Annotated in this window: 11 protein-coding genes; 1 reads left to right on the top strand and 10 read right to left on the bottom strand. The window is 39.1% G+C overall.

Features of this window, described 5'->3' with window-relative positions; all coding sequences use genetic code 11:
• The 8 genes from ysxE to hemA form a co-directional block, all read right to left on the bottom strand.
• Positions 1 to 1044: spore coat protein YsxE (ysxE, locus tag BFL01S_RS04865; protein ID WP_078989223.1), on the bottom strand; the 1044-nt coding region annotated here is incomplete at its 3' end.
• Positions 1045 to 1145: 101 nt separating this feature from the next.
• Positions 1146 to 2426, bottom strand: a complete 1281-nt coding sequence (gene spoVID / locus BFL01S_RS04860; RefSeq protein ID WP_061785024.1) for a stage VI sporulation protein D — start codon at positions 2424 to 2426, stop codon at positions 1146 to 1148.
• 121 nt (positions 2427 to 2547) lie between these two features.
• Positions 2548 to 3837 (bottom strand): glutamate-1-semialdehyde 2,1-aminomutase, encoded by a 1290-nt coding sequence (hemL, locus tag BFL01S_RS04855; RefSeq protein ID WP_061785023.1) that lies wholly within the window; start codon positions 3835 to 3837, stop codon positions 2548 to 2550.
• 16 nt (positions 3838 to 3853) lie between these two features.
• The gene (gene hemB / locus BFL01S_RS04850) at positions 3854 to 4834 is read right to left on the bottom strand and encodes a porphobilinogen synthase (protein WP_061785022.1); all 981 of its coding nucleotides are present in this window, start codon (positions 4832 to 4834) and stop codon (positions 3854 to 3856) included.
• 13 nt (positions 4835 to 4847) lie between these two features.
• Positions 4848 to 5633, bottom strand: coding sequence for a uroporphyrinogen-III synthase (locus BFL01S_RS04845; RefSeq protein WP_061785021.1), 786 nt, complete (start codon positions 5631 to 5633; stop codon positions 4848 to 4850).
• Entirely contained in the window at positions 5633 to 6565 is a 933-nt protein-coding gene (gene hemC, locus BFL01S_RS04840; protein WP_025908555.1) for a hydroxymethylbilane synthase, read from the bottom strand. Before hemC ends, BFL01S_RS04845 begins: the two co-directional genes overlap by 1 nt.
• 15 nt (positions 6566 to 6580) lie before the next feature.
• Positions 6581 to 7414 carry a cytochrome C assembly family protein gene (locus BFL01S_RS04835; RefSeq protein WP_025908556.1) on the bottom strand — a complete coding sequence of 278 codons (834 nt, stop codon included), beginning with the start codon at positions 7412 to 7414 and terminating at the stop codon, positions 6581 to 6583.
• A gap of 13 nt (positions 7415 to 7427) precedes the next feature.
• Complete coding sequence (gene hemA, locus BFL01S_RS04830; protein WP_025908557.1) at positions 7428 to 8768, bottom strand: glutamyl-tRNA reductase; 1341 nt, start codon at positions 8766 to 8768, stop codon at positions 7428 to 7430.
• Between the two features lie 203 nt (positions 8769 to 8971).
• Here hemA and BFL01S_RS04825 point away from each other — a divergent pair, with 203 nt between their 5' ends.
• Entirely contained in the window at positions 8972 to 9457 is a 486-nt protein-coding gene (locus BFL01S_RS04825; protein WP_025908558.1) for a LiaF transmembrane domain-containing protein, read from the top strand.
• Between the two features lie 57 nt (positions 9458 to 9514).
• Here BFL01S_RS04825 and yihA read toward each other — a convergent pair whose 3' ends face one another.
• Together yihA and lon are read right to left on the bottom strand one after the other, a co-directional pair.
• Positions 9515 to 10102 carry a ribosome biogenesis GTP-binding protein YihA/YsxC gene (gene yihA, locus BFL01S_RS04820; protein ID WP_025908559.1) on the bottom strand — a complete coding sequence of 196 codons (588 nt, stop codon included), beginning with the start codon at positions 10100 to 10102 and terminating at the stop codon, positions 9515 to 9517.
• Complete coding sequence (gene lon, locus BFL01S_RS04815) at positions 10099 to 12423, bottom strand: endopeptidase La (protein ID WP_061785020.1); 2325 nt, start codon at positions 12421 to 12423, stop codon at positions 10099 to 10101. The genes yihA and lon overlap by 4 nt, the downstream gene beginning before the upstream one ends.
• Positions 12424 to 12527: the final 104 nt, after the last annotated feature.

Raw genomic sequence — 12527 nt, 5'->3', positions numbered from 1 at the left:
TGTCTCAGTCTCATTAGCAGCCGCTTCTGCTGCTATTTTTTTCTGTTGATCTACTTCAAAGATTTTAATATTGACCTGTTCAATATTTTTTGTTAGCCAGTATGCTCGAATCAACGATTGCATATGTTCAAGCTCAGTTTTATACCGCTGGTGACGATACTGCATGATGCACTGATATAAAGGTTCTGGAAAAGCAAGATATGAATGCAAAAGTAAACGTTCCTCTTCTCTCAGTGCAAAATGCTTCTCGTATGTTGCGAACCATTCATAGCTATCTAAGCTCGTTAATGGATATGTGCGTAGCGTTCGCAAATAAAATGAGACAAGATCATGAATCGGTGAAGCCTCACGCGCTTGCTCTAAATTAATAAAAAAGCCATTCCCGCGTTCATCGTATAAAAAATGCTTTGCCGACAGCTTTCCATGAATCGTCACAAGTCGTATTTTTTCTTTTTCTTCCATTTCGGTGTTCCATTCATCTAACCGACTAAACCCAAATTCCATAGCCCGCATCATTTCATAATACACGGTACAAAAATGAAGTTCAAAAGGGGACATATACACCTTTTTTTCACATTCCATTACATACTCTTCAAGCTCTTTTTGACGGTCTTCCCACGTTGTTTTTAATCCCGTATAGTGCGTTTCAATATCTTTCTTTTTAACTTCAACTTCTTTTGAAGAAGTACCATGAAGCTTTGCTAACTCTTGAAATAATTTATGATATCTTACATCCCGTTCGTCAGAAGGTGTATTAGGAAGCCAAGGCATCAAATAATAACCTTTGTTTTGGTGGGTTACCACAGGCGAACCTTGCCTGGATTGATAAATAGGGACAAACCCCATCCATCCTTTATGCTGAAGATTTTGAAGACTTCTAATAAAATCATGACTTCTAATTTCAGCTTCCTCTACTTCTTTTAAGGCATAGACTCCGCTTTTGGTATAGACTTTCTTTACCTTCCCGTAGTCTTCGATAAAATCAATTTCAAGCTGATACTGCTTTAGGAGTTCATGATAATTAACAGGTTCCTGATAGTTCATACTCACACCTCCTTGTTACTTTCTATGCATTGAACATTCATTTATACACAAAGAAAACAGTTAAGACGTAGCAGAAGTCAAAACTGTTTTCTATTGCTATTTTAGTTAATAGGAATGTTTAGGATGCTTCCTTCTTCTAACTCTTGCTCGTCTTCTAAATCATTTACTCTTAAAAGACTCTGTACGTTTGTATCATAGCGTTCAGCAATCGTATCAAGCGAGTCTCCACTTTGGACAATGCATAAGCGCCATGTCGCTTGTTTCTCTTCCTCACGAGAAAATAGCTTTGTTAAATACAGCGCATTTTCCGCACGGTTTGAAGCCGATTCCTCTTCCTTTCGAAACTCTACTACAATTTCATTTTCTTCCTGCTCTTTTTCTTCATAATGTGCTATCTCCGTTTCTTCTTCGCCCCAACTGGACGCATCTTCACGTGCTTGAAACAGCTCAATTACATTATCTTCGCGTTCTTCTTCCGCTTCTTCTTTTTTCACTTCTACTTCAAACGGTTCATACACATCTTCTTCGTACTTTACTAACGTTTCTTTTGGTTCTTCTTTACGGAAAACGGACGAAAAATAGTTCTGCACCTCAGCTTCTTTTTCAACTTCCTTTACGTCCACTTCTTCCTCAACAGAAGCGTTACGATAAGAAGCTTCAAGCTCTTCTTCATGTTTTGCTTCTTCTTCAACAGAAGTATTACGGTAAGGAACTTCAAGTTCTTTTTCTTCTACTTCTTCAACAGCAGTGTTGCGGTAAGAAGCTTCAAGCTCTTCTTCATGTTTTGCTTCTTCTTCAATAGAAGTATTACGGTAAGGAACTTCAAGTTCTTTTTCTTCTTCTACTTCTTCAACAGCAGTGTTGCGGTAGGAAGCTTCAAGCTCTTCTTCATATTCTGCTTCTGGTTCTTCAATTTCTGCCCAACCTTTTTCCTCTTCTCTTACGTGACTTTGCTGTTCACCGTAAAGACCCGTAATCGATAAATCCGCCATTAGCTGTAGGCAATCCGATTCCGGTAACTCATAATCAAATAAATCAATTGATACATAAACATCTTCCATATTCTGAATACGATTTTTAGGAATCGTAATGTCAACAGGGAAGGCATGTGATAGTTCAGCTGTACCATCTTCTCTAACAAGCACTGATTCAACGTGCTTTTCGTTTGTATATTCGCGCAAAGAGTGTGCTTCCTCTTCTAACGTTTCATATTCACCTGTTAGCAATAAAGCTCCACGAATGGAGACATATTGATCATATTCTTGGATTGCGACCTGAGGCTCTAAGGAGATTGATAAAAGCTGAGACACTTCCTGTCCCTTTTGAAACCATACTGATTCTTCTACTGAAAAACGCAGACCCGATAAATTATCCTGCGACAAATTGCTCTCCCCCTTCCAACACCTTACAAAATAGCGTTGTCATTAAAGATGTATGAAAGTGAAAAATAAAATATGTCTTTAAAAGCAAAAAAGCTTACGTTTATCACGTAAGCTCTTTGGATTATGAACGAAGTTTAGCAAAGGCTTTTTCAGCAGCTTGGATTGTAAATTCAATATCTGCATCCGTATGAGAAGTCGATAAAAACATACCTTCAAATTGAGAAGGTGGTAAAAAGACTCCTTCATTCGCCATTTCACGATAGTACTTGCTAAAGTATTCAAGATTTGATGTTTTCGCTGTCTCATAGTTAATTACGTCTTCGTTTGTGAAGAACAAGCCAATCATAGAGCCAGCTCGATTAATTGTATGAGGCACTTCATATTTTGCCGCGGCTGCTTTTAGACCTTCTTCAAGGCGATCTGCTTTTCTAGAAAATTCATCATACGACTGTGGCGTTAACTGCGTTAGCGTCTCATAACCTGCCGTCATGGCAAGTGGGTTTCCAGAAAGCGTACCCGCTTGGTAAATTGGACCACTCGGTGCTACTCGCTCCATAATCTCCGCTTTACCACCGTAAGCACCAACCGGAAGGCCACCACCAATTACTTTTCCTAAGCAAGTTAAATCAGGCGTTACGTTATAGTAACCTTGCGCACAGTTATACGCTACTCGGAAGCCTGTCATCACTTCATCAAAAATTAACAGTGAGCCATAGTCAGATGTAATTTCACGAAGCCCTTCTAAAAATCCAAGCTGAGGTGGTACTACTCCCATATTACCAGCTACTGGCTCAACAATAACACCCGCAATATCTTCACCAAACTGCTCAAACGCATACTTTACGCTTTTTAAATCATTATAAGGAACCGTAATCGTATTTTTAGCAATTCCTTCTGGTACACCAGGGCTATCTGGTAAACCAAGTGTTGCAACACCCGAACCAGCTTTAATTAACAATGAATCGCCGTGCCCGTGATAGCATCCTTCAAATTTTAAGATTTTATTTCGATTCGTATAGCCACGAGCTAAGCGAAGAGCACTCATCGTTGCTTCCGTTCCAGAACTCACCATACGAACAATTTCAATTGAAGGTACACGTGAGATTACTACTTTAGCTAATTCGTTCTCAATTAAAGTTGGAGCACCAAAGCTTGTTCCAGACTCAGTTACTTTCTTAATTGCTTCTACCACACGATCATTTGAGTGACCATGAATTAATGGCCCCCAAGATAGGACGTAATCTACATATTCATTTCCATCAATATCGTAGATTTTCGCTCCTTTTCCACGTTCCATAAAGATAGGATCCATATCTACAGATTTAAAAGCACGAACTGGGCTATTTACTCCGCCCGGCATTAGTTGCTTTGCTTGAAGAAAGGCTGCTTTTGATTTTTCATAACTTCTCATCGAACAAACACTCCTTTTAGTTATCTTTTAGCCAGCGAACAGCATCTTTCGCATGATACGTAATGATTAAATCTGCTCCAGCACGCTTCATACTTGTAAGCTTTTCTAGCACAATCTCTTTTTCATTTACCCATCCATTTTGTGCAGCTGCTTTAATCATGGAGTATTCTCCACTTACGTTATAAGCCACGACAGGTAGGTTAAAGTTATTTTTTACATCACGCATAATATCTAAGTAAGAAAGCGCTGGTTTTACAATTAAGAAGTCTGCACCTTCGGCTACGTCAGACTCCGCTTCACGAAGAGCTTCTAAGCGATTGGCTGGGTCCATTTGGTACGTTTTACGATCTCCAAATTGCGGAGAAGAATGTGCTGCATCACGGAAAGGACCGTAGAAAGCTGACGCATATTTTACAGCGTAAGACATAATAGGAATATCTTCGAAACCTGCTTCGTCTAAACCATGACGAATAGCCGCTACGAACCCATCCATCATGTTAGAAGGTGCAATGATATCAGCGCCAGCTCTTGCTTGACTAACCGCTGTTCTTGCTAGCAAATCAAGCGTTGGGTCATTTAAGATTTTTCCTTCTTCAATAATGCCACAATGTCCATGATCGGTATATTGACATAAGCAAGTGTCTGCAATAACGACAAGTTCAGGGAACTCTTCTTTAATTTGACGAATTGCTTTTTGAACGATTCCATGATCATGATAAGCTTGCGAACCAACAGCATCTTTTTCAGCTGGCACGCCAAAAACAATAACGGACTGAATTCCCAAATCGACAAGCTCCTGCATTTCTCTACTTAATAAATCAAGCGATACTTGATCTACGCCTGGCATGGATTGAACTGCATTGCGCTTATTTTTTCCTTCAATTACAAAGATTGGATAAATAAAGTCTTCCGGCTGTAAGTGCGTTTCGCGAACAAGTGCACGCATGCTATCTGAACGTCTTAGACGACGATGACGATTGAATTGTAATAATGTCATGAGAAAATCCTCCTTAATTGTTACCTTTAAAATAATCTACCATTTTCTCTATCATACCATTAATTGTATACTCTTCTGGAACGATGTGCTCAATTTCATATTTGGCAGCAGTTTGAGCGGTAATAGGTCCTATACACACGACCACTTTTTCGTTTATAACCGATAGCCAATCTTGTTTTGAATCCATCATATCAACAAAGAAGTTAACGGTAGATGAGCTTGTAAACGTAATGATATCCGCTTTCTCAACCGCGTGCTGAAGCTCAGTCCTGGATGCTTTATTTTGAACCGTTTCATACATCACCAGGTCCGTCACGCTATACCCTTTTTCATCAAGTCCTTGTAAAAGAATAGGACGTGCTAGATTCCCTCTAACAACAAGCACTTTTTCATGAGGTTTAGCCTCCTTCATGAGTGCTTCTAGCAGTGACTCTGCTATGTACTCTTCAGGAGTTACGTCTGGCTTTATCCCACGTTTTTTGAGTGCTTCACCTGTTTTTTTTCCAACAACAGCGATCTTACAGGATTTAGCTAAACCACTGTTTATATTTAATAGATTAAGCCACTGAAAGAAAAACTCGACTCCATTTTGACTTGTAAAGATAATCCACTGATATGTATGAAGCTGTTCAAGTACTCTCTGTATGTACGTACGATTAGCTGCTGGTACAAAAGATAAAACAGGCACCGTTAAAGGAATACCACCTACAGCTTGTATTGCAGCAGTAAAGCTTTTGGCTTGCTCCGCTTGGCGCGTAATCAACACTCGTTTTAAAAAAAGAGGAGCCTGTTGACTCATTAACTGTCCAGCTCCTCTTTTACACGATCAATTAATTCTTTAGCTCCGTTGGCAGTTAAACGACGTGCAGCTTCCTCTCCAATTTCTACGGGGTTTGCACCAGCAAGCGTTTCTTGATAAATTTGTTGACCATCTGGAGAAGCAACAAGCGCTGTTAATTGTACATGCCTATTCTCTACTACGTGAGCATAGCCTGCAATCGGAACTTGACAGCCGCCTTCCATGCGCTTTAGAAACACGCGCTCTGCTTGAACTGCTAAGCTTGTGTCCTCATCGTTTAGCATATGTAGAAGTTCAAGTAGCTCCTTGTCATCTGAACGACATTCAATCGCTAAAGCTCCTTGACCAACCGCTGGAACACTTAAGCTAGGGTTTAAATACTGCGTCACAGTGTCTTTAGACCAACCCATTCGTGATAGACCAGCTGCAGCTAGAATTATTGCGTCATATTCTTCTGTTTGTAGTTTGTTTAAACGTGTATCGATATTGCCTCGAATCCATTTAATTTCAATGTCTGAACGCTTTGCAAGAAGCTGTGCACCACGTCGGAGGCTACTCGTTCCAATGACAGCTCCACTTGGTAGCTCTTCAAACGTTTTTCCGGTCTTTGAAATGAGCACATCTCTGTGGTCTTCACGCAGCGGAATGCATCCAATTGTTAACCCTTCAGGTAAAACAGCCGGCATATCCTTCATGCTGTGAACGGCCATATCAATTTCTTTTGACAATATTGCTTGTTCAATTTCTTTTACAAATAAGCCTTTTCCGCCTACCTTAGAAAGCGTTACATCTAAGATTTTATCTCCTTTTGTGACAATTTCTTTAATCTCAAACTCAAAAGGAAGACCTTGTTGTTTCAACTGTTCGATAACCCATTTTGTCTGTGTTAATGCTAGCTTGCTTCGGCGTGAGCCGACAATAATTTTCCGCATGTTGTCCTCCTAGTTTTACGACTCCCAAAAATGAAAGTTTGACAAACTTCCAAATAAGAAAAAGTTAATCAATAAAATTAAAAATAATGCGATGTTCCAAATAGCTATTGCCCGACCTTGAATTCCTCTTCTCAAACGCACATACAAGTAAGCGCTATATGCAAGGAGCATAAAGAACGAACCTAATACCTTTGTATCATACCAGTGAAAATCGACTACTTTAATATACGCCCATATTAACCCAAGCATCAAGGAAAGCAACAATAGAGGTACACCAATTAAGATCAGTACGTAAGACAGATAATCCAGCTTCGTTAAATCCTCAATGCGCATCAGTCGCTTGTTCCATTTTTTCTTTTTCAGCAAATCATACTGTACAAGGTACAAAGCTGAGAAAACAAAAGAAATGGAAAAAGCTCCATAAGATAAAATAGCCATTGTGATGTGAAAAATTAAAAGTTCTGATACCAATCGTTCTGCTTCAACCGACGTTTGTGTTTCCATTGGTGCAAACGTATGAATCGCCATGATTAAAAAGCCAATCGCATTCGTAAAGAACACGACAAAATCAACTCTAAATAAACGATTGATGACTAACGATAGCGTAATGAGCACCCACGCATAGAAGTACAGGCCCTCTGAAATTGTTAAGATTGGGACTCTACTGGTTTCCCACATTCGTAAAAACAAAAAGATTGTTTGTAAAAACCACACAATAGAAAGTAACCAGAAGGCTACTTTATTTGCCTTCCGGTTATGCTGTACAAAGTCAATGAAATAAAGCAAAACACTGACCGCGTATAAAATTACAATTAATTCATAAATTCTGGTCAATGAGATATCAACCATATCAAAGCCTCACTTACGACTGGTAAGCTACTTGTTGAGGAGTTACGGGTAGCTCATGATGAGATTCTTTTTGCTTTTGAGCTTCCACTTCTTGTTCAATATTAAAAATCTTCATGAACAATTCTAACGACTCTTCAGCATGCTGCTCTCCAGCCAGTTCTTTTGCATGTAAAATCGGATCTCGCAGCAGTTGATTTATGATGCTTTTCGTATGTTTGTTCAGCACTTTTCGTTCACGCTCAGACAAATTCGGAAGCTTGCGATTAATACTAGCCATCGTATCAGCCTGAATAGTTAGTGCTTTCTCACGAAGAGCTGAAATAACAGGCACAACCCCAAGACGACCTAGCCACATTTTAAAATCAACAATTTCAGCTTCAATCATTAACTCGATTGTTTCAGCAGCCTTTTTGCGTTCTTGTAAATTCGCATCCACAATCCCTTGTAAGTCATCAATATCATATAAAAAGACGCTATCAAGCTCTGCAAGTGCAGGATCCAAATCACGCGGAACCGCGATATCAACCATAAAAAGAGGTCGTCCTTTGCGCATGCGCTCTACTTGCTTCATCATATCTTTTGATACGACAAACGTACTAGCTCCCGTAGAGCTAATTAAAATATCAGCTTCAATTAACGCACATTGAAGTTCGTTTAGCTGTTTCGCTTGACCAGAAAAGCGCTTAGCAAGTTCTTCTGCTTTTTCGAATGTACGATTTACAACCGTTACTTTTTGAGCACCGCTGCCGTATAAGTTCTGCAAAGCAAGCTCGCCCATTTTACCTGCACCTAGAATAAGCACATGCTTCGATGACAGATCACCAAAAATTTTTTTCGCTAACTCAACCGCAGCGTAACTCACTGAAACAGCATTGGCTCCAATCTCTGTCTCGCTGTGCGCACGCTTGGCTAGTGTAATAGCTTGCTTAAACAATTGATTAAATACCGTTCCAATTGTTTGATTTTGTTGAGCAAGTAAAAAGCTTGAACGTACCTGTCCAAGAATCTGTGTTTCACCTACAACCATTGAGTCTAACCCACAGCTTACTCGATACAAATGCTCAATAGCACCATCGTTTTCAGCAATTGTTAAAAAAGGTGAAAACTCGTCTTTATCTAGTTCAAACCACTCTGCCAAAAAGGCTTTTACATAGTAACGCCCTGTGTGTAACTGATCCACTACTGCATAGATCTCCGTACGATTACATGTTGACACAATAATGTTTTCTAAGATACTCTTTTGACTACTTAAAGCTTTCATTGCAGAGCCTAACTCTTGTTCTTTAAAGCTAAGCTTTTCCCTTATTTCAACAGGGGCTGTTCGATAATTTAAGCCGACTGCTATAATATGCACTTGTACATACCCCCTTCAATAAAAAATTAAATTACTGTCCTTTTATCTATCTCTATTATAACATGTTTCCCTACTCGTTCTTAAAAAAAATGTGAACAGTCTTTGAAAACATGTGTTAAGATATTAACGATTATCCATAACAAATTGTATCAAAAAAGCAGTGATTTATCACTTTTCCTGTTTAATCACACCAGGAGGTTACGATGAAGAAACAGTCAATTTTTTTCGGAGTTTTATTAGTTGGATTTGGAATCTTTTTTCTAGTAGACGAGCTTAACTTAAAAATCGCAGAACACTTATACACCTGGCCTCTCCTGCTCGTTTTAGTCGGAGTTGCGCTTGGGGCACAATGTCGCATTTCGCAAGACTATTCTAACGTACTAGCAAGCTACATATTAATTACATTAGGCGGTCATTTTTATGTAAGTGACTGGCTGCCGTTCTGGCCTCAACATACTAGCATGGTCATTTTAATGATTGCACTGAGCTTTTTACTGAGTGCGAAAAAGAGTAAAACCGGCCTATTTCAAGGTATTCTTTTATTACTCATTGCGCTGTTTATGATGTTTTCAAATAATTTAAATCAGTTTGCCCCAGCGGTTGAAAACGGTGTGAATTACCTAGCTACCTTTTGGCCTATTCTATTCCTACTCATTGGCTTATATTTATTATTTTTCAAACGTAAGTAATATATGTAAAAAAGGTTGAAACGAAAAGCGAGCGCTTTTCGTTTCAACCTTTTTTTGTTAATTATTCATGCGGTATTGAAGTGATCTCCACGACTGATCTTTTCCTTGACCAGTTTCAGATGAAAATAGAATGAGTTCATCTTCGGCTTCTAGCTCTAACGTATCACGTACAACTTTTAAGTGCTTTTGCCATTTACCTTTCGGAATTTTATCCGCTTTTGTGGCAATAACCATTACAGGAATTTCGTAATGCTTTAAGAAATTGTACATCATGACATCATCTTTAGACGGCGCGTGACGTAAATCAATAATTAATAACACCGCTTTTAGCTGATCGCGATCCGTTAAATATGTTTCAATCATCTTGCCCCATGCTTCACGCTCTGTCTTAGACACTTTAGCAAACCCGTAGCCTGGAACATCAACAAAATGCATCATTTCATTGATTAAATAAAAATTTAACGTTTGTGTTTTTCCAGGCTTTGACGATGTACGTGCTAAGTTTTTACGGTTAAGCATTTTATTAATAAATGATGATTTTCCTACATTTGATCGACCAGCCAAAGCAAATTCTGGCAAGTTTTCTTTTGGATATTGATCAGGCTTTACTGCGCTGATAACAATTTCCGCTTGGGTTACTTTCATTTTACCTCTCCTACTAATGCATGTTCCAATACTTGATCTAAATGAGATACAAGTACGATGTCCAACTGTTCTTGTACACTATCTGGAATATCTTCAATATCACGCTCGTTGTCTTGAGGGATTAAGATTTTTGTAAGTCCAGCACGATGTGCACTTAATGATTTTTCTTTTAATCCACCGATTGGTAAGACGCGACCTCTAAGCGTAATCTCACCCGTCATTCCTACCTCTCTTCTTACCGGTCTACCTGTTAAAGCTGAAGTTAAAGCTGTTGCAATTGTAATTCCTGCCGAAGGTCCATCTTTTGGTACTGCTCCTTCTGGCACATGAATATGAATGTCATATTTCTCATGGAACTTTTCATCAATTCCTAGCTCTTCCGCTTTTGAACGAATGTAACTAAAAGCTGCTTGAGCAGACTCTTTCATCACATCACCAAGTTTCCCTGTTAGTACAAGGCGACCTTTTCCAGGAGATAGACTAACTTCAATTGCAAGCGTATCTCCTCCCACAGTTGTGTAAGCTAACCCTGTTGCAACACCAACTTGGTTTTCAGATTCAGCTTGCCCATAGCGAAACCTTGCTTTTCCTAAAAATTCTTCTAAGTTCTTTTCAGTTACGACTACGCGCTTTTTATCTCCAGATACGATAATGCGAGCAGCTTTACGACAAATAGATGCAATTTCACGCTCGAGGTTACGAACGCCCGCTTCTCTCGTATAAAGACGAATGATTGCTACTAGAGCATCTTCTCGAATTTGAAGGTCAGCTTTTTTCAGACCATGGTTTTCTAACTGTCTCACTGCTAAATGACGCTTAGCAATTTCAAGTTTTTCAAGTTCTGTATAGCCAGCAATATTAATGATTTCCATTCTGTCGCGTAAAGGTCCTGGAATCGTCGCTAAATTATTAGCAGTAGCTACAAACATCACTTTTGATAAGTCATACGTTTCTTCAATATAGTGATCGCTAAAATTATGGTTTTGCTCCGGATCCAAGACTTCAAGCATAGCAGAAGATGGGTCTCCACGGAAGTCATTAGACATTTTATCAATCTCATCTAATAAAAAGACAGGGTTGACTGTACCAGCTTTTTTCATTCCTTGAATAATACGTCCAGGCATCGCGCCTACATACGTACGGCGATGGCCTCGAATTTCAGATTCATCACGCACGCCACCGAGCGATACACGGACAAAATTCCGATTTAACGCCGTCGCAATAGAACGTGCTAGAGACGTTTTACCTACTCCTGGAGGTCCAGCTAAACAAAGAATTGGTCCCTTTAATGAGTTCGTTAATTTCTGAACAGCTAAGTATTCAAGCACACGTTCTTTTACTTTTTCAAGACCGTAGTGCTCTTCATTTAGAATTTTATCTGCGCGGTGAATATCTAAACGATCTTCAGTTTCCTTTGTCCATGGCAAAGCAAGTAGCCAATCGATATAGTTACGAATAACCGAGCTTTCTGCAGAAGTAGCGGGAATTTTTTCATAGCGATCTAGTTCTTTTAACGCAGTCATCATCACGCGCTCAGGCATACCACTTTCTTCAATCTTTTCTCGAAGTGTAGCAACTTCTCCGCCTTTACCCTCTTTATCGCCTAGCTCTTTTTGAATAGCCTTCATTTGCTCACGAAGATAGTATTCTTTTTGAGTACGCTCCATCGACTTTTTCACACGTTGTCCAATTTTCTTTTCAAGTTGTAGCACTTCTTGTTCATCTTGAATGTAAGAAATGAGCATGTTCAAGCGCTCTTTTACATCTTCAGTTTCAAGAACTTCTTGCTTCAATTGAATTTTAATCGGCAAATGCGAAGCAATAATATCGGCTAACCGTCCCGGTTCCTCAATGTCTGTTACGGTTGAAAACGTCTCAACGGATACCTTTTTAGATAGCTTTATGTATTGTTCAAAGTAATCTAAAAGCGTGCGCATTAGCGCTTTGTCTTCCACATCTGTTTCATGTTCTTCATTGTATTTCATTACATCAGCCAGGAAGCAATCTTCTTCTTCAATTATTTCCTTGACTTCAATACGGTTTAATCCTTCAACTAATACTCTCATCGTGCCATTTGGCAACTTTAACATTTGCTTAATCTTTGCTAAAGTACCCATTTTATATAAGTCATCAACCGCTGGTTCATCGATGCCCATTTCCTTTTGAGAAACTAAGCACACCAAGTGGTCGTCCATCATTGCTTTTTCTAAAGCCTGCACGGATTTATCTCTTCCAACATCTAAATGCAATACCATAGTTGGATAGACAATCAACCCACGTAAAGGTAAAAGTGGAATGCGAATTGTTTCATTTTTCGTCATTCAATGAACACCTCCAATGCCCGTTTATTCCATAGTATGTAAGGGATAAATTCTGCTTCAATTTTATCCTATTTAACTTGGCATGTCTAATAATAGTAATTATT

The organism is Priestia flexa NBRC 15715 (assembly GCF_001591565.1).
Classification (GTDB): domain Bacteria; phylum Bacillota; class Bacilli; order Bacillales; family Bacillaceae_H; genus Priestia; species Priestia flexa.
The sequence above is the reverse complement of the archived record's forward strand: the minus strand, read 5'-3'. Positions and strand labels throughout refer to the sequence as shown.

What these genes read in the sequence shown, in the direction of transcription:
- hemL (WP_061785023.1), bottom strand. Translation starts at nt 3,837, where the DNA reads ATGAGAAGTTATGAAAAATCAAAAGCAGCCTTTCTTCAAGCAAAGCAA.
- BFL01S_RS04825 (WP_025908558.1), top strand. Translation starts at nt 8,972, where the DNA reads ATGAAGAAACAGTCAATTTTTTTCGGAGTTTTATTAGTTGGATTTGGA.
- hemC (WP_025908555.1), bottom strand. Translation starts at nt 6,565, where the DNA reads ATGCGGAAAATTATTGTCGGCTCACGCCGAAGCAAGCTAGCATTAACA.
- BFL01S_RS04845 (WP_061785021.1), bottom strand. Translation starts at nt 5,633, where the DNA reads ATGAGTCAACAGGCTCCTCTTTTTTTAAAACGAGTGTTGATTACGCGC.
- hemB (WP_061785022.1), bottom strand. Translation starts at nt 4,834, where the DNA reads ATGACATTATTACAATTCAATCGTCATCGTCGTCTAAGACGTTCAGAT.
- lon (WP_061785020.1), bottom strand. Translation starts at nt 12,423, where the DNA reads ATGACGAAAAATGAAACAATTCGCATTCCACTTTTACCTTTACGTGGG.
- BFL01S_RS04835 (WP_025908556.1), bottom strand. Translation starts at nt 7,414, where the DNA reads ATGGTTGATATCTCATTGACCAGAATTTATGAATTAATTGTAATTTTA.
- yihA (WP_025908559.1), bottom strand. Translation starts at nt 10,102, where the DNA reads ATGAAAGTAACCCAAGCGGAAATTGTTATCAGCGCAGTAAAGCCTGAT.